Here is a 25859-nt window from a genome sequence, read left to right on the forward strand (position 1 = left end):
CCCGGCCGCGGGGCCTTCGGGAACAGCTGCGCTACTCGATGAGTGTGTGGTGATAAGCTCAACGGTGGGATGCCAGTGAGGTTTTGACGTACTGAGCCAGGAGCTACCTGGCCCGGCCTTTCGGCAGGCCGTCTACCCGCCCGAAGCGCCATTAGAGCGAATGGAATTCTATTCAGGGGGCAAAATTATAGTCGAATAAGAAGCGCCTACTTAAAACTGGATTAAATCGTCCAGGAAGAGTAAATTTTTAATTTGAGTTTAATATTGCCCTGCTGTTGGCCGTTGGCCAGGGTACCAGGGCACATGAGGCGAAGCGCGAAAACCGTTCGACCGATATGCTGAGCCTGACAGTTACCATTGCCTGCAAGATGACTCGCGGGACTCAACAGGACGTTTTCCTTTGCTTGGGGATTCTACAGTTCGAGCCAACATCCGTACGATTTTTGCCTGACCCGCAGCCTGCGTCCGAACCAACTACCCGGTTGGCTAGTTGTACCATTTGATGCCCGGCCCGAGCGCCAACCGCCCCGGTTTTGCGTAGGTCCGGTACACTCCCTATCCCTGATATGAAATCAACTGACATCCGTACCCTCGGTGACTTGAAGAAGTCCGGCTACCAGCCCCGTTCCGTGAAGCAGGAGCTGCGCGACAACCTGATTGCCAAGCTCCAGGCCAAAGAAGAAGTGTTTCCCGGCATCTACGGCTACGAGGAAACCGTTATTCCCGACCTGCAGCGCGCCATTCTGAGCATGCACCACATCAATCTGCTAGGACTCCGCGGGCAGGCCAAAACCCGCATTGCCCGCCTCATGGTCGACTTGCTCGATGAGTACATCCCGGTAGTGGAAGGCTCGGAGCTCAACGACGACCCGCTGGAGCCCCTGAGCATTTATGCTAAAAACCTCATTGCCGAGAAAGGCGACGCCACGCCCGTTTCGTGGCTGCACCGCTCGGAGCGCTATACCGAGAAGCTGGCCACGCCCGACGTATCGGTGGCCGACCTCATCGGCGACGCCGACCCCATCAAGGCCGCCACGCTGAAGCTGCCCTACTCCGACGAGCGGGTAATTCACTTCGGTTTGATTCCCCGCTCGCACCGCGGCATTTTCGTGATTAACGAGTTGCCCGACTTGCAGGCCCGCATCCAGGTGTCCTTGTTCAACATCCTGCAGGAAGGCGACATTCAGATCCGGGGCTTCAAGGTGCGCCTGCCGCTCGACATTCAGTTCGTGTTTACGGCCAACCCCGAGGACTATACCAACCGCGGCTCCATCGTGACTCCGCTCAAGGACCGGATTGACTCCCAGATTATCACGCACTACCCCAAGAGCATCGAAATCGGGAAGCGCATCACCAAGCAGGAGGCCCGCATCAAGCCCGAGCAGAAGGGCATGGTGGTTAGCAACGAAATCATTCACGACCTGGTGGAGCAGGTGGCCGTTGAGGCCCGGGGCTCGGAGTTCGTCGATGCTAAGAGCGGCGTATCCGCCCGCCTGACCATTGCCGCCTACGAAAGCCTGGTGAGTGCCGCCGAGCGCCGCGCCTTGATTAATGGTGAAAAGAAAACCTACGTGCGCATCGCCGATTTCCTGGCCGCCGTGCCCGCTCTCACCGGCAAGGTGGAGCTGGTATATGAAGGTGAGCAGGAGGGAGCCGGCATCGTGGCCGAGAAGCTGATGGGCAAAGCCATCCGCACCTTGTTCCTAAACTACTTCCCCGACCCCGACAAGCAGAAGAAAAAGAAGAACATCCCGAACCCCTACAAGGAGGTGCAGGACTGGTTCGGGGCCGGCAACACCGTCGACGTGCTCAACGACGGCTCCGACAAGGACTACCACGCCGCCCTGGAGCAGGTACCCGGCCTGCGCAACATCGTGACCTTCCTGCACCCCAACGAGGACGCGGATACGACCTGGTTCCTGATGGAGTTCTGCCTGCACGGCCTGGCCGAGCACAGCCTGATTTCGCGCAACCGCGTCACGGCCGGCACCCAGTTCAAGGACCTCTTGTCGTCGATGTTCACTATGCCCAGCTTCGGCGGGGATGACGACGAGGACGAAGAAGATACCAAGCCCCGCCGCCGGCGCTAAGGTGTAGCGCGAACTTTGTAGTTCGCGTACCCCGCGCCGGTAGCGCCGCTACAGCAATTGTCTTTCCTGTACGCGAACTATACAATTCGCGCTAGTGCCAAAAACGCCCCGCGTATCGAAAGATGCGCGGGGCGTTCGTATGTAGAAAGCTTTAAAAACACTATATATACAATCCTGCTACTTTAGCCGCAGCTAGTTGCGCTGGTAGTGGAAAAGCCAGGTCCTATAGCTAATGCAGTAACAACGTTTCTGGGTTTGAAAATTAATGCAATGAGAATAGTAACTATAGTTGCCCTCACCGCTGTATGTGGCAGCTTCCTTTCTTGCACGTCGGAAACGGAAACCTCTCGCAAAGCCAGTAAAATGCCTATCACGGGTACTTGGCAGCTGGTCAACCGAACCGTTATTGAGAAGGGAGATACGGTGACCACGGCCAGCAGCAAAAACGAATCGTTTATCAAAGTCATTAATGACACCCACTTCGCCTTTTTACAGCACGACCTGCACAAAGGCAAGGATTCCGCGGCGGTGTTTGTGGCCGGGGGCGGCAAGTATTCCCTCCAAGACAGCCTCTACAGCGAGCACCTAGAGTATTGCAGCGCCCGCAACTGGGAGGATAATGATTTTGTATTCACCGTCACCTTAAAAAACGATACCCTCACGCAAAGTGGTGTGGAGAAGGTAGCAAGTGCGGGCGTGGACCGGGTTAATATTGAGCGCTACGTAAGGCTGAAACCGTAGCGGCTACTTGCTAAAGTGAAGCAGGTGCACGCTCAGCATAGCTTCAGGTAGCGGTGTCGTTTATTTGAGTTGGACGCATGAAAGGCAAGAAAATCGGGTTGGTCGGCGGCATCAGCTGGGTTTCCACCCTGGACTATTACCGGCTCATCAACGAAGGCGTAAATAGCCGGCTGGGCGGGCTCCACTTTGCCGAGCTGCTTATCTATTCCCTCAACTTTGCCGACGTGCAGGCTGCCACCTGGGAACACGCCTACAACCTGCTGCGCGACGCCTGCCTAAGTCTCAAGGACGCTGATGCCACGGCCCTTGCTCTTTGCGCCAACACCGCCCACTTGTTTGCCGACCAGCTGGAGAAGGAGCTGGAGTTGCCCCTCATCCACATCGTGACCGAGACGGCGAAAGTGCTGCGGCGGGAAGGCCACACGACCATTGGACTGCTGGGCACCAAATTCACCATGGAAATGCCCTTCTACCGGGAGCGGCTGGAGGCGTTTGGCATCACCGTACTAACGCCCCCAGCGCAGGAAACCCGGGACTACGTGCAGCATACTGTCAAGGAGGAACTGGGTCGGGGAGTTATCAACCCCGAAACCAAGGCGCGCTACATCTCCATTGCGCAGGCGTTAGTCAGCAGCGGAGCCACGGCCGTGGTGCTGGGCTGTACCGAAATTCCGTTGCTCATCAGCCAAGCCGATTTTTCCGTGCCCGTGTTCGATACGGTACAAATCCATTCAGCGGCCATCGTCGACTATCTCGTGGCGTGAGCCGCTCCCGTCGCCGGCCCGCACTAGGGTTGACTTGTGATGATGCTTCTCTTCGCCTCGTGCTACCCTTAAAAAAAGCCCCGTCGGCTACGCAGCCAGCGGGGCTTTCTGGTTTACAGCAGGTTGCGGGCTACCCGAAACCCTAAATCATCAATGGCAAACTTGGTGGGGTGGCTGCGGCGGCGGTTGGTGGCCAGGCAGCCGCGGGGCTCGTCGCTCCAGCCCCCGCCCCGCATGATGCGGTAGGAGCCGTAGACCGAGGCGTCGTAGATGTCGGAGCACCATTCCCAGACGTTGCCCAGCATATCGTGCAGGCCCCAGGCATTGGGCTGCTTCCGGCCGACGGGCTGAGTCTGCCCGTCGGCGTTGTCTTTGTACCAGGCTATGGCCGCCAACTCTCCGTACCGGCTCCCGGTACTGCCCGCCTTGCAGGCATATTCCCATTCGGCCTCGGTAGGCAAGCGGTACCCGTTGGCGCCGGGCGCAAAGCAGATGGTTTCGGTGCCCGCAGCCATTTCATAGCAAGGCTGCAGGCCCTCAGTACGGGAAAGCTGATTGCAAAACTGCACGGCCTGCTGCCACGATACCGACTCCACCGGGTGCTCGTCGCCGCTGAAGCTGCTCGGCGACTCCCCCGTGACGGCCCGGTAGAGCCCTTGCGTTACCGGAAACCTGGCCAGCCAGAAAGGGGCAATTTCTACCCGCCACTGCTGTTTCAGCCGGTCGTCGCGCAGCATGATTTCTCCGCCTGGAATGGCTACTAACTGGACGGCGGTAGGAGCAGAGGGTAGAATACCAAGGGAGGACATAAACCGGAGCGCTTGAACGGGGAAGGAAAGCAAGATACTCGTGGGTGCTTATTCTGGCGGCAATGCCTTGCCAACCAAGGTACGGCCCCCTTAGGCCGCCACCAGGCCGCGCTGGCGGAGAGCTTGGTTACGGGTAAGAAAAGCAGTTGGGTACTCGGTAAAGCTGCTGCCAAGCTCATCGAACCTAGGAAAATTTTGGGCTTATTACCAGGGGCCTAAATCCGCTCACGAAGGAATATCGTTCATTCACCAACGAAAGCTCGCCCTCGGGCGAAACTTTCGCAACGGCAGGAACCGGTAGTGTTGCTTTGTATCATTCCAACGGCCAAACGGGCTACGGAAAGACCTGAAACGACACTTCTACGCTCCATCCTTTTTCTGCCATGAACGCTTCCCTTATTGCCCGCCTCGCCTCGCTGCTCCTCGTTATCACCCTGTTGGTGCCGAGCGCCCCGGCTGCCGCGGCTGGTCGGGTTCCGTTTGTGCGGAGCGTAAGCAAAGGCCGGCCCACCATGCACCGTCCCAATTACAAGCAATACAATCCCAACGGCAGCCGTTGGTTTTTCCAGCGCTGGTAGGCCGCTGCTCCTTCATAGAATTTGTGGAAGGAGAAATAACTACTGGTTTTTTTACACACCGACCTGCGCAACAACAGAAGAGCCAGCTGATAATTCAGCTGGCTCTTCTGTTGTTAGTAGTTATCAGTTGCTCGTTGTCCGTTATTAGAAGCAGCCGTCAGCACGATTTAATAACGGACAACGAACAGTGGACAACTAAAAACTACGCCTCGGCTACCACGATTTTTTTAATCTCGTCGTTGGCTTTGATCTGGTCGATGATGTCCAGGCCCTCTACCACTTTGCCGAATACGGTGTGGTTGCGGTCAAGGTGGGCGGTGTTGTCGCGGCTATGCACGATGAAGAACTGGCTGCCGCCAGTGTTGCGGCCAGCGTGGGCCATGCTCAGCACACCACGGTCGTGGTACTGGTTGCCGCCCTTCAGCTCGCAGTCGATTTTGTAGCCGGGGCCGCCGGTGCCGGGCGTGCCTTTAGCGCCCTCGCGGGTATTGGGGCAACCGCCCTGCACGACGAAATTGGGGATTACGCGGTGAAATTTCAGGCCGTCGTAGAAGCCTTTCTGGGCCAGGTCGGTGAAGTTCTTTACCGTGTTAGGAGCGTCTTGCTCGAAGAACTCAACTTTCATCACGCCGTGCGTGGTGTGGATTTCGGCAGTTTTCATGCAGTGGGAAAGAGAATAGGTGGAAGGTTACAAAGCGTTGAAGGCCGGAAAAGGTTTCGGACGCTGGGCAAAGGTAACCAAATCGGCTCCCGGCAAAACATCCGTCGGGCGGCCGAGTTGCGTACACGCAAGCCACAATGCCGGAAGCTGAATATTTCGATATTGCCCCGACCTTACTTGCCTTCCCTCAAGCCAATCCCTAACCCCGTTCCGCGTCCCGATGAAGAAGACCCTAAGAAACGCCACCGTTGCCCTGTGCGCCGCCGCGCTGGCCACCGCCAGCCTGAGCAGCTGCTCCTCCGACAACAAGACTACCGAAAAAGCCACCACCGAAACCGAGGCCATTGCCACCGTTGACTCGGCCGCTATGCTGACCGACTCGGCCCGCATGGGCAAGCCCGAGGGTGTAATGGTGGATGGCGTGGCCATGACCCCCGACAAAAACATCATTCAGAACGCGGTGCAGGCCAGTAGCGTTAGCACCCTGGTGCGGGCCATATCGGCCGCCGACCTGGGTGGTACGCTCAGCGGACCCGGCCCGTTCACGGTGTTTGCACCCACCAACTCGGCCTTTATCCAGCTGCCCAAGGGCGCTATGGCCGGCCTGATGAAGCCCGAAAGCAAGGAAAAGCTCAAGGGCGTGCTCACTTACCACGTCATTGCCGGCCGCCTCGTAGCCTCCGACCTCAAAGACGGGCAGGAGCTGACCACCGTGAATGGTGAGAAAGTAAAAATCTCCGTTAAAGGCGGCAAGATTATGGTCAACAACGCCACCATTCAGATTCCCGACGTCATTTCCAGCAACGGCGTGACCCACGTAGTCGACCAGGTGCTGCTGCCTCCCGCGCCGAACATTTAGCAGTAGTCTAGCAATTCACACAAAACGTCAGGTCGAGCCCAGCGAAACATCTCGCTGGGCTCGACCTGACGTTCTTTTTATAGCATCTCAGGCGGGCCTAGTGCCGGTTGTCCTCGTCGTTGAGCATGCTCACGTAGCTATCGTAGCGGGGAAGGGCAATTTTGCCTTTCTCTACGGCCTCACGCACGGCGCAGCCGGGCTCGTGCACGTGCTGGCAGTTGTGGTAGCGGCACTGGTTGAGCAAGGCGCGCATTTCGGGAAAGAAGTGGGCCAGCTGCCCGGGCGGAATATCTACCAGACCCAGCTCCTTGATGCCGGGCGTGTCGATGAGGTAGGTGCCAGGGCGTACTTCCAGCATTTCGGCGAAAGTAGTGGTATGCACACCCTTGTCGGAAAACTCACTGATTTCCTGGGTTTTCAAGTCCAGGTCGGGTACCAGGGCGTTGATGAGCGTGCTTTTGCCCACGCCCGAGTGGCCCGAAAGCAAGGATACTTTCCCGTCGAGCAGGGCGTCTACGTCGGCCACGCCCACGCCCGTTTCGGCCGAGCAGCGCAGGCCCGGGTAGCCCGTGCGCTTGTACATTTTGAGAATCTGATCTTGGTAGTCGGACAAATCCTCATCGTAGAGGTCGGTCTTGTTGAAGACAAGGGTCACCGGAATGCTATACGCCTCGGCCGTGACCAGAAACCGGTCGATAAACCCGAATGAGGTGGCCGGCGACACGAGCGTCACGACCAGCAACGCCTGGTCGAGGTTGGCGGCCACAATGTGGGCATGCTCGGCCTTGTGCACCGAGCGGCGGATAATGTAGTTGCGCCGGGGCTCAATGTGGTGAATTACGCCCGCCCCTTCAGTTTGTTCCTCCACCGTGAAGTCCACCTGGTCGCCGACGGCCAGCGGGTTGCTCACCTTCAGGTTCTTGTTCTTAAACTTGCCCCGCAGCCGGCAGCGGTGCAGCTTGCCCGTCGCCGTTTCGCGCACCAGGTACCAAGAGCCCGTCGATTTAACTACAATACCAGTCATAGAGTGAATGAGTGAGTTGGTGAATGAGTGAATTGATGGATAAGTACACAAGTGAAATAGTCTGCTGCATGGCTCCGCGCAGGAAGAACTTCAGCTTCACTCATTCGCTTATTCACTCATTCACCGTCGAGCCACTGCATGATGATGGCCGTGGCGCCGGCTTTTTGGTGGACGTATTCCAGGCTCAGGTCCTGAACGACGAGGCGATTGGCTTCGTGGCGGAAGAGAGGAGCAAAGGCATCTTTTAGTTCCTGGGCCGTGCGTATGGGGAAGGCGCAACCTATTTCTACCAGGTCCAGGGCCTCCTGAAACTTACCGTAGGTGGGGCCAAAGAACAGGGGCAGCCCGAAGGCGGCGGCTTCCAGCGTGTTGTGCAGCCCCTTGCCGAAAGCCCCACCGATATAGGCGAAGTGCCCGAAGCGGTACAGCTGGCTGAGCAACCCCACGTTGTCGATGAGCAGCACCGTAGACTGGGCCACGGTAGCGGGTTGGGCCTGGGAGTAGCGCACCACTTTACCGGGCAAGGCTTCCTCCACGATGCGCAGGTTGGCCTCACTGATTTCGTGGGGTGCCACAATAAAGCGCAACTCCTGCTGATACTGTTGCATCAAAGGGGCCAGCACCGGCATATCCTCGGGCCAGCTGCTACCCACGATACACACCGGTAACCAATCGTCGGTAAAGGCATCCACCAGCGGCAAGTCGCGCGGCGGCGCCAGGGCCGTGCGCACCACTGTGTCGAAGCGGGTGTCGCCGGCCACGCTGGCCTGGGTGATGCCCGCCTCACGCAGCAGCTGCACTGAGGCCTCGTTCTGGGTGAAGATGTGGGTAAAGCACTGCAGCATGCGGCGGTAAAAGCCGCCCCAGGGCTTGAAAAACACCTGCCCGGGCCGGAAGATGGCCGACACGCAGATCGTAGGCACGCTGCGCTGCCGCAAACCCGAGAGCAGGTAGTACCAGAACTCGTACTTCACAAACACCGCCAGCCGGGGCTGCACTGCGTCCAGAAACTGCTGGGCATTGGCCTGGGTATCGAGGGGCAGGTAAAAGACATAGTCGGCCCCGGGCCAGTTGTGGCGCACTGCGTAGCCCGAGGGCGAGAAAAACGTCAGCACGATTTTGTGGCCGGGGTGGCGCTCGGCGTAGGCCTCGATCAGCGGGCGGCCCTGCTCAAATTCGCCCAGGGAGGCGCAGTGAAACCACACTCGGGGCGCGGTATCGTGCTGTAGCGTCTGGCGGATGTGCTCCAGCAAGCCCCGGCGGCCGGCCACCCACTGCGCCGCCTTGGGCACGAAGGGCGCTACCAGCCGCAGCAGCAGGGCGTAGAGGTGGAGGCCAATGGTATAGAGAAAACGCAAGTCGGGGAGCGTGAAACGGGGAAGGCGAAGCGGAAAAGCCGGATAATTCGGCAAAAATAGGTTATTGCCAGCCGTTAAACGAAAAAAGCCCCAACCTGTCGACTTTAGCCAGCCTCAAGCTTTATTAAGCGTTCCGGCTGATGGCCGGAACGCTTTTATCGTATTGCTGGCAGTCCGCTAGCAACTGCGCCATGTCATGTGTCAAGTACTCATGCATTTCACTTTAGTAGCCTTCCGCCCTGTTGCCGACGGCAGGGCCTCCTAAACTATTCGGATGCTTGAGAAAGGTCTTGCCCAGCTCGAGCTGCAACTCAGGTTTCGGATTCAAAATAAGGACTATAGCATCGAAGCAGACGCTTAGGTGACCGATAGGTGCTCCTGCCTGCCGCCGGCCTTCCTCGGATTCTGGACGAGTTGTTATATGTAGCTATTCTATGTATTTCAGATTTGTAAGGCAATGACGCAAGTGACGGGGGCGTGAGGGTAGGTAAGGATTTTACCCCTTGAAAAACAAGGCCCGCCCCTGGCGGATAATCCTAGTGCAGCAACTGCAAGGCGGTTTCCAGAGCTTTGTCATGGCCGCTGGCCAGCTCCTGTTTCGTGTTTTTAACGAGGTAGTCCGGGGCCAGGCCGATGCTTTCGTAGTTTTTACCGTCAGCAGCGCGTACGTCGGCAATAGGCACGCGAATATTCCAGCCGTTGGGCAGTTCCTGGCGTACGGCGTCGGCGAAAGCCCCGCCCGTACTGTCGCCGACGGTCACCACATTCGGGTTTTGCCGCATTGCCAGCACAAAGGTTTCGCCCGAGCTGAAGGTAGCGCGGCGCTGCAGCACGACGACGGGCTTGGTGTACTGAAAGCTGCCCTGCGGCTCGGTGTAGAAGCGCAGCTCCGGCCCAAAGTCGGAGTGGCGCGGACCGTTACGCACGCGGCTGGTAAAGGAAAGGTGGCGCGCAGAAGCAAACCGGTTTGCAATGTATTGGGCAACCCGGTCTTCGCCCCCGTCATTTTCGCGCATCTCGACCACAATGCCTTCGGCATCGTTCAACTCGCCGAGTACCGTATCTAGCGCCTTGGCGTAATAGTCATAATTATTGTTGAAGGCCAGCAAGTCAATGTAGCCCACCTTGGTCGTTAGCCAGCCGTACACGATGTCGTTGCCGTAGGTTTTGCGGGTGGTAAGGTAGCAGGCGGCCACCGTCTGGTCGTAATCCTCGAACTTTCGCCGGCCCAGAATACCGCCGTTATAGTTGGGGGCCCCACTAGCCTTGAGCGGGCGAATAAACACGTGGTTGTCGTCGAGGTGGTCGAGCAGCTGGCCCATGATGGCGACCAGTTCGGCATCGGAAGTAGTGGGCTTTACCTGGGGGCGGTAACGGTCGTGCAGGGCTTGCCAGTTCACGTGTTTTACCTTAAAAGTACCGTAGAGCCGGTCGAACGTCTGCCAGAGATATTCGAAGTTCTGCTCGGGCGTGTTGGGCGTTTCGGGGCCTACCAGCAGCTTGTCGCAGCTGCTTAGCGGCGTTGCCAGAAGGATTAATAACAGTGCCGCCAACCGGCTGAGGTGCGGTAGATGACTAGTTTTCATAGCAGAAAAGACGAACGTTAAAACTGGTAGCCCAGCTGCCCGATCAGGCTCTGGTCGTAAGTGCGGATGGGGCGCGGCGCCGGAAAGTGCAGCCACTGAAAACGGTAGCGCGCTCCCACGTTAAACCGCCCAAACAGCGTATACTGGTAGCGCAGGGAGGCCTGCACCTGCTGCAAGTCAGCCACCGTGGCCCACCGGGTACCCTGCCGAAAAAAAGCCACCAAATTGCCGTCATCCGTCGATTTTGGGTAATTGGCGTAGGTGTGGCGCGTGACGGCCGCTAGGCCGGGCACGCTCAGCTCGGCCGTAATCTGCTGGCGAGGCGTAGGATTGTACTCGGCCCGGCCCTCCGCATAGAGGCCGGCCACGTTCAGTCCCCAGTACAGGTTGGCCACGGCATCCGAAATCTGCAGGCGGTTTTGCACGCCCAGCCCGGCAAACAGACGAAACCGGGCCGGGTCTGCCGTGGGCAGGCGCCGGAGGTAGCGCAGGCTCAGGCTGGCATCGTAATAGGTCGACTGAATGGCGTAGGTGCCCAGGCCATTGCTGTAGAGGCGCACGCCGTAGCGCTTCGGCAGGTCTTGCCCAAAAATCGGCTGTAGCTCAATGCTGAACCGGGAATTGGAGCCTCGTCGGGTGTAGCCCAGCTGGAAGGCTGCCCCTTTGGCTCGGTAGAGGAGGGGCGAGGCCTGTTGATCGAGCATGACCCGTACCATAGGCCCCCTCCGGCCACAAACTCATGGCGGCGCAGTTCGGGCCCGCGCGACTGGGCCGCAGCCGGCGTCAGGGGCGCCAGGGCGGCCACCAACGCGAGAAACGTTTTCATAGCGGAAGAATTGGGAGTGAATGAGCCCACTAGTGCCAGGCAGGTCCTGCAGTCACTGGGGGAATAGAGCCTCTGCGTTAGCGCTGGCGTTGGAAAACCAGCCCGTTGATGGCTTCGCGGTGGAAGGTGAACCCGGTGACCTTGCCTGCTGGATCGAGTTGGAATGCCACACAGTTGTGCCCTTGCAGATCGGCTAGGAACCGGTGGCCTTCGAGCGCGACAAATGGCACGTGAACCAGGCGATATAAGCTCAGACGTAGCTGCCCGCGCCGTTGGGTCAGGCGGAAATGCTGGTTGAGCTCCGCCGAGTAGTAGCGGCCGGTATAGCGGTGCAGCGCAGCCTGCGAGAGGGCCGCGGGAGCAGTTTTCTGCAGGACTATTGCGTTGCCCCGCTCAACGGAGCGTAGGTGGCGCACTTGGCCGTCCTCGGCGCGGGCAAAGGCGTAGCTGGTTTCTCCTTGCCCCTGATTGACGTACGTATCCGGGGTTGTGGCGCGCAAGGGCTGGGCGTAGCCCCGGTTGGAGCGGGCGGCCCGCAGAAGGCCGTCTTGCTCGGTAATGATGCGCACGTTGGTCAGGGAAGTCGGCTCCAGATAGATGCCCGGCAAATCAGTGGCCGGCCCGGCCGGCAAGGTAGCCACGGGCGGGGCGGGAGGAAAAGCCCCCGGAGCTAGGTGCTCGGCAAGGCGAAAGAGCTGCTGGGTAAGCCCGTACAGGTTCTGCGTGTTTGCCAGGCAGATGATGCTCAGCTCCTGCTGGGGCAAGCGCACCAGCTCGGCCTGGTAACCGGGGTCGGTGCCACTGTGGGTAACGGCTGGCTGCCCCGATAGGGAGCTACCTCCAGGCCGAACGCATAGCCGGTCGACGTCCCGTCGTTCAGCCGGCCAGGGGTGAGCAACAGGCGCAGCAGTTCCGGCCGGCCTTGCCCCAGGCGGTTCCGGTAGAAGTTCTGGTCCCAGCGCACCAGATCAGCCAGCGTGGTGGTCAGGCCCGAGGAGCCGACGGTGTGGCCCTGAAAGTACTGGCTTCGGTAGTGGAGTTGCCCCTTGCGGTGACGCGCGGTGTAGCCAGTGGCCAAGTGGGGAATAGCGGCCGAAATGCGGCCGTTAAACCGGGTGTGGCTCATGCCCAGCGGACGGAAGATATGCTGGGTAGTAAAGTCGGCAAACGACTGCCCGGACACCCGGGCCACGATTTCAGCCAGTAGCACGTAGCCGCCATTGTTGTATTCGTGCCGGTCACCGGGCCGGAAGTTGCGCCCGCGCTGCTGGCTGAGTAGCCGCAGCACGTTGGCATTGGTGTAGTGCCGCTCGCCGCGCAGCGTCAACCCGATTAGGGTGAATCCATCCCGCAGCCCGCTGGTATGGTGTACCAGGTGCCGGATGCGTACCGTGTCGCCCAGGTACGGCAGCTCGGGCAGGTAGCGCCGAATGTCATCGTCGAGGCGCAGCTTGCCTTGCTCGGCGAGTAAGGCAATGCTAGCGGCGGTAAACTGCTTAGCCATGGATGCCACCCAGAAGCGGTGCTCGGTAGTCAAGGGCTGATGACGGGCCACATCGGCCTGACCGTAGGCCCGTTGGTAGATGAGTTGGCCGTGCTGCACTACGCCCAGCACCAGCCCCGGCGACGAGGAAGTATCCCAGCGGGCAAACACCGAATCGATGCGGTGCCGGGTGGCGGCGGTTAGGGCCTGGGCCTGGGTATGCCGGGCAGTAAGGCCGAGAAGGAGTAGCGTTGCCAGCGCTAGGTACAGTTCTTTAAGCGGAAGCCAAGTAGATTTCATGGCACAAAGGAAGAGCGCCTAAACCGCCTTCACAGCCAAGAAAAGCTACTTTCAAGCTGAACCGCCCTTATTTTGGCGACGAATCGTAGAGTGCTGCGCCCCGTAGCCACTGGCGAAATGCCGGAGCCCGGTCGCGGCTGATGACAATGTGCTGTGGCAGGCGCGGGGCGGCGGTCAGCTGCGCCAGTAGCTTGCCGTGCGTGTCGGGCTGCACCTGCTCCACGGCTTTGGCGCTGAGCAGAAACTGCCGGTTGGCCCGGAAAAAAAGAGCGGGCGGCAACTGCTCAGTCAGGCGGTCCAGCGACTGGTCCAGCAGGTACTGCCGGTCATCGAGGGTGAGTAGGTAGGTTTCCTTCTCGGCGGAATAGCAGCAGCGGATGTCGCCATAGGGCACCACGATGTCGCGGCGACCTAGCTTCACCACCAGGTGCTCCGGTGCGGGTGTCAAGCCAGGACTTTCGATTACGTCTTTTTGACTTTGCAAGCCTTGAATTTGCTCGGCCAAGGCCTGTTTTTCTGCCTCGCTCCGTTGGTAAAGGCTATGGTGGCGTCGGTATAGGTCGTAGTAATACAGGCCCGTGTAGATAACGTTGAATAGGAGCAGAAAAATCAGGGCGATAACCAGGTCAAAGTCCCAGTAGTGCTCCATGGGATAGTCGCGCAGGAAAGCATACTCCAGGTGTACCAGTCCGGTCAGGGTAGCGGTACCGGCCAAGCACGTCAGCGGCACCTGCCTAACCAGACGTGGTAGGAGGCCCCGTTGCCACGGCTGGCGCCCGTCGAGCCACACTACTACGGCGCGTGCCACCTGCCACACCAGCAGAATCTTGAAGGCGTCGCTGAAGAGCTCGTAAGCCATCATCCAGTTGAGCCGGATGTTGTTATACGTTAAGTAGTAACTAAACCCAGTTATGAGCGGAATGAGCGCCAACTGCACCCACTGGTCGCGGTAGCTCGGGCGCGACGGCGTCGGCTTGGCAACAAAAAGCGACGATAACCACATAGCGGGCAAACATAGTATTTTACAGTATTGATGCAAAGGCCATTGACTGGAGCAAGCTAAGTCGAGAAGGCTTGTTGGTAGCGCGCCTCGGCAGCGGCTATACCTGCGCTAACCAGTGCTCAGCGCTAACCGTATCGTCAAAGGTTAGAACAATGGGCTGCTTGACGTTTTTGCTAGCTTAATCAAACGCCATACGACTATAGAAACCGGCTGAATATACCCAGGCCACGTAGCGCAGCCCCGTTTGCTGCAAAGCAGGAAACCACACCTGGGCACCCTACTCGGCAGGGCGCTCCCACATGCTGCTGACGGGCGAACTACCCATCAGCAGCTTCCCACAACGCTGTTGTTGCTGCAAGGCTAGAATCTGCTTGCAGCCAGCCATTATACTCTGCTCATTCTGTTCGCTCCGCCAGGTCACCTGCAGCCAACCCGGTACCTGGTGATAGTCAATTCACAGAATCGGAGAGTCGAATAGCGGGTGTATTAGAAGCGTTAGGGGTAGGATCAGCAAAAATAGCAGCGAAGTGGTGACTGTTACCCGACACAGCACATTGCGCCCCAGCGCCGCCAACTGCCCGTACACCTCGCTGCGTACCTGAACTCCTTGGTGCCGTTTGCCTTAGGCCGGGGCCGGATGAGAGGAGCCCCCTACAACATGGGAATTTCTTGCCTGCCCACGCCGATTACCGCACAATAAGTTTGGAAAGCCCAACTGCGACTTCACGATGCCTTGCTGGAAGAGAAGCGTATTACTCTTGTTCATCCTGCGCAAAATTCGGACTCATGATGGGTGGCACGCCCTATTCCAGATAACAGTTTTTCCGCTACTTGGCGTGCCTCCTAACGGTCCAATGCGTGTCAGCCGGTGCCAAGACTAGCATCTTGGCACAAAAAAACGCTCTGGCCAGTAGCCAGAGCGTTTTGCAGTTTGAGTATGGCTGAACCATGCAGTTCGGACTTTCCCGAGCAGCAGCCATGGTCGGCCGAATTAGTGCGAGGCCTGCTTGCCGAGGTAGCTGGCTACGCCCTCACGGGTGGCGTGCATAGCTTCTTTGCCTTCTTCCCAGTTGGCGGGGCATACCTCGCCTTTGGCTTCGAAGTACTGCAGAGCATCAACCATGCGCATGGCTTCGTCGATGCTGCGGCCCAGCGGACCGTCGTTTACCACTTGGTGACGCACGATGCCGTCCTTGTCAATCAGGAACAGGCCACGGTAGGCTAGGGGCGAGCCTACGAAGGTCATTTCGCCGGCTTCGTTGTAGTCGTAGTGGCCACCCAGCACGTCGAAATTCGAGGCGATAGTCTTGGTAGCATCAGCCACCAGCGGGTAGGTTACGCCCTCGATGCCGCCGTTGTCGCGGGGCGTCTGCAGCCAGGCAAAGTGCGAGAAGTGGGTATCGGTCGAGCAGCCCACAATGGCCACGCCCTTGGCTTCGAAATCGGCCAGACGGTCCTGGAACGCAATGATTTCGGTGGGGCACACAAACGTGAAGTCGGCGGGGTAGAAATAGAAGATAACGTGCTTCTTGCCCAGGTAGCGGTCCAAGGAGAAATCCTCTTCGAATTCGCTGTCGATTACGGCCGTAGCCTTGAAAGAAGGAGCACGCTTGCCAACGAGAACTGCCATTTTTTGGAGTATTAGGTAAAGTGAAAAAGGAAAAGTTTTTAGTTGTTCGTTGCTCGTTGTCAGTTGGTAGGAGCAAGCGTCAGCACGACCTACCAACTGACAACGAGCAACGAACAACTAGTCAAGAAGAGGTCCGGGAGCCGGCGATGTGCAGGGAAAAGGAGTGGGGCTGAAAGTTGCCCAGGCCGCGAGTGGCAAAGAAGTCGCGGATCAGCGCGTCCAGCTCGGGGTTGCTGTAGTCGATGATTTCCTTGGTGTCGGTGCAGTACAAGTGGTGGTGGGCCGAGCAGTCGGAGTCGTAGCGGCGGCAAGCGCCCTCGGCAGAAGCCACACGCTTGGTGAGGCCGGCAGCCACGAAGCTGTCCAGCGTTTTGTACACAGTGCCCAACGATACGGTCGGCTCGGTAGCGGCTACCTGCCGGTGTACCTGCTCAGCGGTAGGGTGGCCCGGCAGCACCACGAGGCTTTCCAGAATCAGGATGCGCTGGGTGGTGGCGCGCAGCCCGGCTGTGGCCAGGCGCTGGCGCAGCTCGTCCCGGTTGGGCTGGCAGCCGGGGAACTCAGGATGGTCGGAAAAAGGTGTCACAGGTAAGAATGATTCTCCACAAAGGTAGTTGGAGAAGCTATTGCTTGCCAAAAAGGTTTAAAAAACGATTAAAATCAGGTTTCCGAAATCTAGCTCCCGACTAAATCAACCCATCTACTGGCACGGCCCGGCACACAAACTGGAAGGTCTGGCGGCTGCGCTGTTCAAGTAGCAGCTCCCGGCCCGTGGTGAGCCGCTGCAAGCTGGCCTTATCGTAGTTCTTGATGGTGTAAAGCTCCAGCTCCGTATTGTAGTGAATCGTGAACTGGTCGCGCAGCTGGCCCAGCAGCTTTTCCAGGCGGTAGGCCGAGAAGTCGGTGCAGACCGAAAAGGAGATGGCCGAGTTCTGCATCATGTTGATTTTGAGCCGAACCTGGGCCAGAGTACCGAAAATCACTTGGAGGTTTTCCTCGGAAATAAAGGTCAGGTCCTTCGACTCAAACGAAATCAGGCACTGCCCGTCCTTGCGAATAAAGGCCGGGGCCAGCGGCTCGTGCCGCCCGTCGCCGATGCGCGTGCCCTCGGCCGCCGGGTCCAGAAATGACTTGACGAAAAGCGGAATCTGGCGCACGGCCAGGGGCTTGATGGTTTTGGGGTGAATAACCGAGGCCCCGTAGTATGCCATTTCAATGGTTTCCTGGTAGCTGATGGCCGGAAACCGCACTGTGTCGGCAAAGAACTTGGGGTCGGCATTGAGCAACCCGGCCACGTCTTTCCAGATGGTCACGGCCTTTGCCTGCAGGCAGTAGGCAAAAATAGCGGCCGTGTAGTCGGAGCCTTCCCGGCCTAGGGTGGTGGTTTGGCCATTCGGCGTGCCACCCAGAAAGCCCTGGGTTACTACTGGGCCGCGCTGCAGCAGGGCAGGCAACTGGTCGCGCACGTTCCACTCGGTGGTGGGCCAGTCGATGCGGCCCTCGCGCCAGGTGTGGTCGGTACGCAGCAGGGGGCGACAGTCAAGCCACTGGGCTTCTAGGGCCCGGGCTACAATGCAGGTGGCCAGCAGCTCGCCGAAGCTGATGACCTGGTCGTAGTGCTGGTCGTAGGCATCGGCCGGGGCGGGTTGCTTCTGTAGCGTGGCTAGCTGCTGGTCCAGTTGCTCCAGCAGGTCATGAAGCTGGCTAGCTTCCCCAGCTTCGCCGCCGAACAGCTCCTGAGCCACACTCAGGTGGAAGTAGCGCAGCGTAGCGAGTGGGGGTGCGTAGTCCTGCCCGGTGAAGGCCAGCTGAAAGATTTCCTCCAGGGCGTTGGTGGTCTTGCCCATGGCCGAAACCACGATGAGTAGCTGCTGCTGAGCCGCGTGCTCCCGCACGATTTGGGTTAGATTCCGGATGGCGGCAGCGTCTTTTACCGAGGCGCCGCCGAACTTATATACCTGGAGCAAATGGGGTTCCTGCATGGGCCAAAAGTAGGCAGCGGGCGGCAGATGTGGCGAAAAAGCTTAGTTTTGTAGGCCAGAACCACCTGCTCACCCACCCACTTTTATGGACCACAACAAACTGGCTCTCCCCGTCGGTACCACCCTCGACCGATTCATTATGCGCAAGCAGGAGGACTTCCCCTACGCTACCGGGGAACTCTCGCAACTGCTGCGTGATATTGCCCTGGCAGCCAAGATTGTAAACCGCGAAATCAACCGTTCCGGTCTCATCGACATTGCCGGCGCCTACGGCAACCAGAACGTGCAGGGCGAAGACCAGCAGAAGCTCGACGTCATTGCCAACATCCGCTTTATCCGGGCGCTGCGCAACGGGGGCGAAGTCTGCACCATCATTTCCGAAGAAGATGAGGACATGATTCAGACTGGCAACAACCAGGGCAAGTACGTCGTGGCCATCGATCCGCTCGACGGCTCCTCCAATATCGACGTCAACGTCAGCATCGGCACCATCTTCAGCATCTACCGCCGCGTGTCGCCCACCGGCACCGAGGGCACCGAGCAGGACTGCCTGCAGACCGGCACCCACCAGGTAGCGGCCGGCTACGTGATTTACGGCTCCAGCACCATGCTCGTATACACGACCGGCAACGGGGTGAACGGCTTCACCTACGAGCACTCCCTGGGCGAATTCTTCCTTTCGCACCCCAACATCAGCACGCCCCAAACCGGCGCTATCTATTCTATCAACGAAGGCAGCTCGGAGTACTTCTCCGAAGGTATGGCCGCCTTCGTAACTCACTGCAAGCAGCAGGGCTACTCGGCTCGCTACATCGGCTCGTTGGTGGCCGATTTTCACCGCAACCTGCTCAAGGGCGGCATCTACATGTATCCGGCTACCAAGAAAGCCCCCAACGGCAAACTGCGCCTCATGTACGAGTGCAACGCCCTGGCTTTCATCGTGGAGCAGGCCGGTGGCAAATCCAGCAACGGCCGCAGCCGCACCATGGAAATCGAGCCCAAGGGCCTGCACGACCGGAGTCCGCTGTTTATCGGTTCCACGGAACTGGTCGAAAAGGCCGAGGAATTCCTGGCCGCTGAATACACCGACGCAGTAGCCTCGCTCTAGTCGTAGACTGAGCTCATACATATAAAAAAGCCCGGCGGAATAATATCCGCCGGGCTTTTTTATATGCGTAAAAGCGAAACTTACTCCGCTTTCTTCTTCGCCTTTTTGGCCGGAGCTGCCGTAACGGCTTCGGGGTTGCCAGCCGCTTCCGAATCCTGCTCGGTCGGAATAATACCAGCGGTGCTCAGGGCCTCATCGGCTGCTGGCGTATCCTGCTGGGTGCCGGCTTCGGTCGATTCCTTGGTAGCGGTTTGATTCTGGCCATTGGACTGACCATCGGCCGCTTCCTCCGGGGAGGCGCCGGCTTCGGCGTCGGCAGCCTGGTATTCGAGGCGGCCGCTTACGGCTTTGTACCAGGTCACCAGCTTCTTAATGTCCGACATGTACACGCGCTGCCGGTCGTAGTCCGGGATGATTTCACCCATGAACGTGGCCAGTTCCCGGTCGTCCGACTTGTTGGTAACGGTCAGGTCAGTGCCGTACTTCTGGTAGATCCGGTCAAACACCTCCGTCAGCGGAACCGTCTGGTCGTAATCCTGGGTGTAAATGGAAATCTCCTGCAGCAGCGAAACTTTGTTGCGCGCCGAAGCTACGGAGCGGGTGCCGCGTTCATCAAGCGACTCTACAATGACGCCGGCACGGGTAGGACGCACCAGGCGATACAGACCGGGCATTCCACTGATGGCGGCAATTTCCTTGAGGTCGTAGGGCATAAAAAGAAAGGTTGGGTAAGAAAAACAACTATTACTCGGTAGGGGCAGGAGCCGCCTCCTTGCCCGGAGCGGGCAGCTTAAATACGATGGGCAGGCTGGTCAGGACGGCGTACCCGGGTTTGTTGAACTTGAGCAGGCGCGTTACGCGCAAGGCCTCTTCGCCACAGCCCCCGCCGATATTTTTCACCAGCTTGATACCCGACATCGTGCCGTCGGTGTTCAGCGTGAAGCTCACGATGCAGGTGCCCTGAATCCGGTTGCGGCGCGCCATAACTGGGTATTTCAATTCTTTTTCGATGAAGGCGTACAGGGCTTCCTGCCCGCCCTCGTAGTACTCGGCCACGGGAATGGACTTGCCGACGTGGCCCGGCGCCGGCGCAGCGGCGGGAGCGGCCTCCGTCGCCGCGGGGGTAGTTTGCTCGGGTGTAGGTCCTTCAGTCTTTACTTTAACCTTCGTTTTTTGGGCAAAGGCCGTTGACGTACCGGCGAGAAGGGCCAAGGCCAGAATAAATGGGATTTTTTTCATGGAAAAAACCGGGAGAAAAAAGAGAAAATAAGGGGTGAATTGTTGGCCGGTGAGCGTGGCAATTACAGGGCCAATCTACGCATTCTCCGCTTCCTGGGCTAATTGACGGTTTATTTCGTCAATAAAAGCCAGCACTTCTTCACGGCCCGTTTTCTCCTCGGCCGATGTAATAAAATGACGCGGTAACTCGTCCCAGCTTTGCTGCATCTTCTGCAAGTAGGCCGTGATATTCTGCTGCGTGCGGGAGCTCGACTGCTTGTCGGCTTTGGTAAAAACCATCACGAACGGAATACCTGCCGCACCGAGCATTTCCATAAATTCCAAGTCGGGCGCCAATGGGGCGTGGCGGGAGTCAATCAGAACAAATACGCACGCCAGGTTTTCCCGATTGCGCATATAGTAATTAATCATTTTGCCCCAAGTGGCCCGCGAATCCTTGCTGACTTTCGCGTAGCCGTAGCCGGGCAAATCGACCAGGTACCAATTGTCATTAATTAAGAAATGATTGATTAATTGGGTTTTGCCCGGCAAAGACGAGGTTTTGGCCAAGCCTTTATGCCCAGTCAGCATATTAATTAACGAAGATTTACCTACGTTGGAACGGCCAATAAAGGCGTATTCGGGCAAGGTCGGCGGCGGACACTGGTCCACGCGCGAATTGCTCATCATAAATTTCGCTTCGCGGATAATCATAAGCCAAAATGCTGGGGTGAGGCTGCAAAGGTAGCAGATAACGACGGGTGAAGCCGCGCAATAAATTTTTACGGGAAAACCTTGCAGTTTACGAAGCACACCTATATTTGCGCGGCCTGTAGCCCGTTCTTACGTACAGAAGCCCAGGACCTTTTGCCGCTTCAGATTATGTAAAACCATTTTGCAATTGGATACGGCTAAGGTCGTATTATAAAATTTCTATCTTTGCCCGCAACTTGCCTTGTTCCGTATTGCCAAGCTGGTGCCCTTTGAAGCGTGAAAGTTCCTTTTATAGCGCTTCTGTCCAGAAAAAAACGGCTGGCAGGCTTAACCCTGGAACAGGTTTTCAGTATAAGAGGCAACTCTTAAAAAATTTGCAGCCGCAAAGGGCGGCTCTTTTTCTGCAAACCTCCCTGCAACTCCTTATTCTCAAACCCCTCCTACAATGGACAACTTAGTCAGAAGGTTATTGAAAGCCTCTTGCACCTTTGCTCTTGCCGCGGCCGTGGCCCAGCCTGCGCTGGCCCAGAGCACCCGCAAGACGCTAAAGACTGCAAACAAGTTCTTTGACCAAGAGAACTACCGGGCATCCATCCCTTTCTACGAGCAGGTGTTGGCCAAGGAGCCGAACAACGCGCTGGCCCTGTTCCGGGCTGGTATTGCGTACATGTCCTTTGACAAGGAAAAGGCCAGCGACTACATCTATAAGGCTCAGCGCCTGAAGCCGAAGGTTTCGAAAGATGTGGAGTACTGGCTCGGCCGCGTGGATCACCTGAACTACAACTTCGACGAGGCTATTGCGCACTTTCAGGCCTACAACACCACGCTCGGCAAGAAAGATACCCGCAAAGTAGCGTTGGCTCAGCTGATCCAGCACAGCAAAAACGCCAAGATTCAGTTCAACAGCCCCAAAGACATCTTCGTCAAGAACCTGGGTCCGACGATCAACTCGGCTTTCTCGGAGCACAGCCCCGTGATTTCCAATGATGACAAGTTGTTGCTGTTCACCTCGCGCGGCGAGAACGTGACTGGTGCAGCTGGCTCGACGGCCAACCCCAAGAACAAGAGCGTAGCGGCCGACGGCGAGTACTACGAAGATATCTTCGAAGCCAAGCGCATTGACGACGAGAACTGGGAGAAACCCCGCTCGCTCAGCGGCGCCCTCAACGGCAAAGGCCATGATGCCTCCATCCAGGTGTTCGACAACGACACCAAGATGCTGATGTATCGCCAGGATGAGAATGGTGACATCTTCTACTCGGAAAAGGCCAGCGGCGACTGGACCGAGCCCAAGAAGCTCAACAAGAACATCAACTCTCCCGCCTTTGAGTCGGATGCCTACATCACGCCGGACGGACTGACGATTTACTTCTCGACCAGTAAGTTTTCGGACCAGAATACGCTGGACATCTACTACGCTACCCGGCAGCCGGGCGGCGACTGGGGTGCGCCGAAGTCGCTGGGCAACGTAGTCAATACGCCCTTCGACGATGACAGCCCCTACCTGAGCAAAGACGGCAAGACGCTGTACTTCAGCTCGCGCGGCCACAATACGATGGGCGGCTACGACATTTTTAAATCGGAGTATGACTCGGTAGGTCGCACCTGGGGCCGCCCCGAGAACATGGGCTACCCCGTTAATACCCCCGACGATGACACATACTACCGCCTGAGCCCCGATGGTAGCTACGCCTACCTCTCCAGCTACCGCATTGGTGGCTACGGTGAGAAGGACATCTACACCATCAACTACATCAAGAACGCCATCATCCGGGGTAAGGTGTACTCGCAGCGCGACAGCACCATTATTCCCGGCGTAGAGCTGGTCTTCTCGGGCACCCAGGCCGACAAAACGGCTTTGAGCTACCGCGACGTGACCAAGCCCGAAACCGGTGACTACCAGGTAAGCGTGCTCTCGGGCCGTACCTACCAGGTAGCCGTTTCGAAGGATGGCAAGAACATCGAAACCCAGGAGTTTGCTGTGCCGGTATCGACCAGCGACTCGACGGTAATTGAGAAGAACTTCTACGTACCTTATGTTGACACCACCAGCATTGCCGGCGTCAACTTCAAGAAGATCTACTTCGACACTGACAAGTACAAGCTGCGCCCCGAGTCGATTAAGGAGCTGAACAACATCAGCGGCATCCTGAAAGCTAACCCCGGCCTGAACATCTCGATTGAAGGTCACTGCGACTCGCGCAACACGGACGAGTACAACATTGTACTGGGCCAGAACCGCGCCGATGCTGCCTACAACTACCTGAAGAAAAGCGGCGTTGCTGAAACCCGCCTGACCACGGTGAGCTACGGGGAGCGTCGCCCAGCGGCTACCAACGACTCGCCCGAGAACATGCAGCTCAACCGCCGCGTGGAGTTCCGCCCCATCCTGAAGGAAGGTGAGGCTATGCCGAGCCTGAAGCCTGCCGCTACCGGCGCTTCGTCTACGGGCAGCGGTACCGGCTCCGGTACGCCCGGCTCGTCGGGCAACAACCCGGCTACGCTGGTACCCGGCAAGAGCAAGGTAAAGATGGCCGACGGCACCAAGGTTAAAACCAAGGTGGACGAGGATGACGACAAAGTAAAAGTAAAGGCCAAAGGCGCCAACGGTGAAGAAGCGAAAACCAAAACCAAAAATGGTACGATTGACGCTAAGACCAAGGACGCTAATGGCGAGAAGACCAAAGTAAAGACGGACAACGACTAAGCTGTCCTCTAAGCTGCGCAAAACGGGCCGGGCATTTCGCCCGGCCCGTTTTTTTTCAACATAATGCCGCAGCTAGCGTTATGTTTGGGCAATTCTCCCGATAAGTTTTCGTTCTTCGCCCTAGAAGTATGTCCGTTGTTCCCTACAAAGATGATGCTGCCGGCAAAAAGTCGCAGGTAGCCCAGATGTTTAACAGCATTGCTGGTAAATACGACTTCCTGAACCATTTCCTCAGCGCTGGCACCGACATCTACTGGCGTCGCAAGGCCGTGAATGAACTCAAGACCCTGCGTCCGGCCCGGATTCTGGATATTGCTACCGGCACAGCTGACTTTGCCATCGAAAGCCTGCGCCTCTCGCCCGAAACCAAGGTGACGGGGGTAGATATTTCGGAAGGCATGCTGGAAGTGGGACGGCGCAAGCTCACAGAAAAGGGCCTGGCCAACCGAATTCAGCTGGAACTCGGCGACTCGGAGAACCTGCCGTTTCCGGACAACCACTTCGATGCGGTAACGGCTTCCTTTGGGGTGCGCAACTTCGAGAACCTGCAGAAGGGCTTGGCCGAGATGCAGCGGGTGCTGCGGCCGGGTGGCAAAGTGGTGATTCTGGAGTTTTCCAAGCCCACGGTGTTCCCGATGAAGCAGGCCTACAACTTTTATTTCCGGCACATTCTGCCGGTGTTTGGTAAACTGATTTCCAAGGACCGCGCGGCTTATACCTACTTACCCGAGTCGGTGCAGGCCTTCCCCGATGGTCAGAATTTCCTGACTATTCTCACGCAGGTTGGTTTTACAAATCCTACATGGCAACCCCTCACTTTTGGCATCAGCTCCATCTACACGGCGCAAAAGTAGCCGCACTGACGGCGCTGACTTTGGTGGCCGGCCTGGCCCCGCACACGAGCTTCGCGCAGAAAAAAAGTAAATCCAGTTCCAGTAAGGGGAGTCGGGGCCAGGTGAAGTCCATTACGGTCAATAACCTGCCGGGCTACGACGATAAGTGGTTTCACCCCGGTTTCTACATTGCCCCCAACTTTTCCCGCTACAAGATTGAGCAGTCGGCTGCTTACGTGCAGGCCATTAAGAATGGCACGGCCGTATCGGCTAACTCGCTGGTCAGCCCGGGCTTGTCGGTGGGCTTTATCGGCGACGTGCGGCTGGCCGATTATTTCAACCTACGGTTTGCGCCCGGCGTGAGCTTTCTGACCCGGCGCATCGAGTTCAAACCCTACGGCTACCAGCCCGCCGACTCGGTTTTTACCCAGGAAATTGGGGGCACGCAGATTGATTTACCCCTGCTGCTCAAGTTTAAGTCGGAGCGGCGGCGCAACGCTCGCGTGTACGTGGTGGGCGGCATCAAGCCCAGCGTCAACGTGGGCAACCGCCGCAAAGACCCGCTGCGCAACCAGCTGCAAGCTGCCAGTGGTGACCTCGCCATCGAGTATGGGGTGGGGCTTGACCTGTTTTACCCGTTGTTCAAATTTGCTCCGGAGCTGCGGTTTTCCCACGGCCTGACCAATCTGCGGGTACCCGGCAACGACGTGTACAGCCGCAGTTTGCAGAGCATGAAAAGCAACACCGTCACACTGTACCTGAATTTCGAATAGCCGGCTCCGGCCGGTTCTTGCCACATTATATGACTCGTACTGCCTTTGTAACCGGGGCTTCCTCCGGAATTGGCCGCGCCACGGCTGTAGCTCTGGCGCAAGTGGGCTTTCAGCTGATTCTGACCGGGCGGCGCCAGGAGCGCCTCGAAGAGCTGGCCGAGCAGCTGGCACCTACCCGGGTGCACCTGCTGACCTTCGACGTGCGCGACCGGGTCGCCGTGGACGCTGCCGTGGCCAGTCTGCCCGCCGAGTTTCAGCAGATCGACGTGCTTATCAATAACGCCGGCGGGGCCCACGGCCTGGCCCCAATTCAGGACGGCGACCCTAATGACTGGGACGTGATGCTGGATAGCAACGTGAAAGGGCTGCTCAACGTGAGCCAGGCGGTGCTGCCGGGCATGCGGGAACGGCAACAGGGCCACATTATTAATATCGGCTCCATTGCTGGCCACGAGGTGTACGCCAACGGCAACGTGTACTGCGCCTCGAAAGCTGCGGTGGCGGCCCTGACCAAAGCCATGCGTATTGATCTGCTGCCGCTGAACATCCGGGTGGCGGAAGTGAATCCGGGGGCGGTGGAAACCGAGTTTTCCCAGGTCCGCTTCAAGGGGGACACCGAGCGGGCGGCCAAGGTGTACCAGGGCTACGACCCGCTGAAGCCCGAAGATATTGCCGAGGTGATTCAGTTCATGGTTACCCGGCCGGCCAACGTACACATTGCCGAAATTACCGTGTTTGCCGGTGCCCAGGGCGCGGCTACGCTGATAAACCGCCGCTAAGCCAGAGGCCAGCAACGCAATAAAAAAAGAGCC

The 25859-nt window shown here is 58.1% G+C and carries 25 protein-coding genes; 10 read left to right on the forward strand and 15 right to left on the reverse strand.

The window, feature by feature from the left end:
* The first annotated feature begins 566 nt into the window (after positions 1-566).
* From MUN80_RS16430 to MUN80_RS16440, 3 genes are all read left to right on the forward strand, one after another.
* Positions 567-2090, forward strand: coding sequence for a sigma 54-interacting transcriptional regulator (locus MUN80_RS16430; protein WP_244714552.1), 1524 nt, complete (start codon positions 567-569; stop codon positions 2088-2090).
* A 207-nt stretch (positions 2091-2297) separates the two neighbouring features.
* A complete protein-coding gene (locus MUN80_RS16435; protein ID WP_244714553.1) occupies positions 2298-2831 on the forward strand; it encodes a hypothetical protein in 534 nt (177 codons plus the stop codon).
* 77 nt (positions 2832-2908) lie between these two features.
* Positions 2909-3595 carry an aspartate/glutamate racemase family protein gene (locus MUN80_RS16440; protein ID WP_244714554.1) on the forward strand — a complete coding sequence of 229 codons (687 nt, stop codon included), beginning with the start codon at positions 2909-2911 and terminating at the stop codon, positions 3593-3595.
* A 113-nt stretch (positions 3596-3708) separates the two neighbouring features.
* Here MUN80_RS16440 and MUN80_RS16445 read toward each other — a convergent pair whose 3' ends face one another.
* Positions 3709-4404: a formylglycine-generating enzyme family protein gene (locus MUN80_RS16445; protein WP_244714555.1), complete on the reverse strand. Its 696-nt coding sequence runs from the start codon at positions 4402-4404 to the stop codon at positions 3709-3711.
* Positions 4405-4787: 383 nt separating this feature from the next.
* Here MUN80_RS16445 and MUN80_RS16450 point away from each other — a divergent pair, with 383 nt between their 5' ends.
* Positions 4788-4982 carry a hypothetical protein gene (locus MUN80_RS16450; protein WP_244714556.1) on the forward strand — a complete coding sequence of 65 codons (195 nt, stop codon included), beginning with the start codon at positions 4788-4790 and terminating at the stop codon, positions 4980-4982.
* 202 nt (positions 4983-5184) lie between these two features.
* Here the strand turns inward: MUN80_RS16450 and MUN80_RS16455 are convergent, their stop codons facing one another.
* Entirely contained in the window at positions 5185-5643 is a 459-nt protein-coding gene (locus MUN80_RS16455; protein ID WP_244714557.1) for a peptidylprolyl isomerase, read from the reverse strand.
* Between the two features lie 220 nt (positions 5644-5863).
* Between MUN80_RS16455 and MUN80_RS16460 the strand changes: the two genes are divergently transcribed.
* Positions 5864-6502 (forward strand): fasciclin domain-containing protein, encoded by a 639-nt coding sequence (locus tag MUN80_RS16460; RefSeq protein ID WP_244714558.1) that lies wholly within the window; start codon positions 5864-5866, stop codon positions 6500-6502.
* Positions 6503-6599: 97 nt separating this feature from the next.
* Here MUN80_RS16460 and rsgA read toward each other — a convergent pair whose 3' ends face one another.
* The 10 genes from rsgA to MUN80_RS16510 form a co-directional block, all read right to left on the reverse strand.
* Positions 6600-7526 (reverse strand): ribosome small subunit-dependent GTPase A, encoded by a 927-nt coding sequence (rsgA, locus tag MUN80_RS16465; RefSeq protein WP_244714559.1) that lies wholly within the window; start codon positions 7524-7526, stop codon positions 6600-6602.
* A gap of 116 nt (positions 7527-7642) precedes the next feature.
* Positions 7643-8884, reverse strand: a complete 1242-nt coding sequence (locus tag MUN80_RS16470) for a 3-deoxy-D-manno-octulosonic acid transferase (protein WP_244714560.1) — start codon at positions 8882-8884, stop codon at positions 7643-7645.
* A gap of 536 nt (positions 8885-9420) precedes the next feature.
* Positions 9421-10470 (reverse strand): S41 family peptidase, encoded by a 1050-nt coding sequence (locus tag MUN80_RS16475; RefSeq protein ID WP_244714561.1) that lies wholly within the window; start codon positions 10468-10470, stop codon positions 9421-9423.
* Between the two features lie 17 nt (positions 10471-10487).
* Positions 10488-11174: a hypothetical protein gene (locus tag MUN80_RS16480; RefSeq protein ID WP_244714562.1), complete on the reverse strand. Its 687-nt coding sequence runs from the start codon at positions 11172-11174 to the stop codon at positions 10488-10490.
* A 199-nt stretch (positions 11175-11373) separates the two neighbouring features.
* Positions 11374-12066, reverse strand: coding sequence for a hypothetical protein (locus tag MUN80_RS16485; RefSeq protein ID WP_244714563.1), 693 nt, complete (start codon positions 12064-12066; stop codon positions 11374-11376).
* Entirely contained in the window at positions 12042-13079 is a 1038-nt protein-coding gene (locus MUN80_RS16490; RefSeq protein ID WP_244714564.1) for a serine hydrolase domain-containing protein, read from the reverse strand. The genes MUN80_RS16485 and MUN80_RS16490 overlap by 25 nt, the downstream gene beginning before the upstream one ends.
* 67 nt (positions 13080-13146) lie before the next feature.
* Entirely contained in the window at positions 13147-14082 is a 936-nt protein-coding gene (locus MUN80_RS16495) for a LytR/AlgR family response regulator transcription factor (RefSeq protein ID WP_244714565.1), read from the reverse strand.
* 991 nt (positions 14083-15073) lie between these two features.
* On the reverse strand, positions 15074-15712 hold the full coding sequence (locus tag MUN80_RS16500) for a peroxiredoxin (protein WP_244714566.1): 639 nt from the start codon (positions 15710-15712) through the stop codon (positions 15074-15076).
* A gap of 121 nt (positions 15713-15833) precedes the next feature.
* Complete coding sequence (locus MUN80_RS16505; protein ID WP_244714567.1) at positions 15834-16298, reverse strand: Fur family transcriptional regulator; 465 nt, start codon at positions 16296-16298, stop codon at positions 15834-15836.
* Positions 16299-16398: 100 nt separating this feature from the next.
* The gene (locus MUN80_RS16510; protein ID WP_244714568.1) at positions 16399-17694 is read right to left on the reverse strand and encodes an aspartate kinase; all 1296 of its coding nucleotides are present in this window, start codon (positions 17692-17694) and stop codon (positions 16399-16401) included.
* An 85-nt stretch (positions 17695-17779) separates the two neighbouring features.
* Between MUN80_RS16510 and fbp the strand changes: the two genes are divergently transcribed.
* Entirely contained in the window at positions 17780-18802 is a 1023-nt protein-coding gene (gene fbp / locus MUN80_RS16515) for a class 1 fructose-bisphosphatase (protein WP_244714569.1), read from the forward strand.
* Positions 18803-18882: 80 nt separating this feature from the next.
* On the opposite strand, the gene MUN80_RS16520 is transcribed toward fbp, so the two are convergent.
* The 3 genes from MUN80_RS16520 to yihA all read right to left on the reverse strand — a co-directional run bounded on the left by MUN80_RS16520 (position 18883) and on the right by yihA (position 20734).
* Positions 18883-19515 carry a DUF5606 family protein gene (locus tag MUN80_RS16520; RefSeq protein ID WP_244714570.1) on the reverse strand — a complete coding sequence of 211 codons (633 nt, stop codon included), beginning with the start codon at positions 19513-19515 and terminating at the stop codon, positions 18883-18885.
* A 31-nt stretch (positions 19516-19546) separates the two neighbouring features.
* On the reverse strand, positions 19547-20041 hold the full coding sequence (locus MUN80_RS16525) for an energy transducer TonB (protein WP_244714571.1): 495 nt from the start codon (positions 20039-20041) through the stop codon (positions 19547-19549).
* 75 nt (positions 20042-20116) lie between these two features.
* A complete protein-coding gene (gene yihA / locus MUN80_RS16530) occupies positions 20117-20734 on the reverse strand; it encodes a ribosome biogenesis GTP-binding protein YihA/YsxC (protein ID WP_244714572.1) in 618 nt (205 codons plus the stop codon).
* 469 nt (positions 20735-21203) lie between these two features.
* Here yihA and MUN80_RS16535 point away from each other — a divergent pair, with 469 nt between their 5' ends.
* The 4 genes from MUN80_RS16535 to MUN80_RS16550 all read left to right on the forward strand — a co-directional run bounded on the left by MUN80_RS16535 (position 21204) and on the right by MUN80_RS16550 (position 25826).
* Positions 21204-23441, forward strand: a complete 2238-nt coding sequence (locus tag MUN80_RS16535) for an OmpA family protein (protein ID WP_244714573.1) — start codon at positions 21204-21206, stop codon at positions 23439-23441.
* 128 nt (positions 23442-23569) lie between these two features.
* Entirely contained in the window at positions 23570-24295 is a 726-nt protein-coding gene (ubiE, locus tag MUN80_RS16540; protein WP_244714574.1) for a bifunctional demethylmenaquinone methyltransferase/2-methoxy-6-polyprenyl-1,4-benzoquinol methylase UbiE, read from the forward strand.
* Positions 24244-25047: a type IX secretion/gliding motility protein PorT/SprT gene (gene porT, locus MUN80_RS16545; protein ID WP_244714575.1), complete on the forward strand. Its 804-nt coding sequence runs from the start codon at positions 24244-24246 to the stop codon at positions 25045-25047. The genes ubiE and porT overlap by 52 nt, the downstream gene beginning before the upstream one ends.
* 29 nt (positions 25048-25076) lie before the next feature.
* On the forward strand, positions 25077-25826 hold the full coding sequence (locus MUN80_RS16550; RefSeq protein WP_244714576.1) for an SDR family NAD(P)-dependent oxidoreductase: 750 nt from the start codon (positions 25077-25079) through the stop codon (positions 25824-25826).
* Positions 25827-25859 lie beyond the last annotated feature (33 nt).

The sequence above is a fragment of the Hymenobacter cellulosivorans genome, from assembly GCF_022919135.1.
Lineage (GTDB): Bacteria > Bacteroidota > Bacteroidia > Cytophagales > Hymenobacteraceae > Hymenobacter > Hymenobacter cellulosivorans.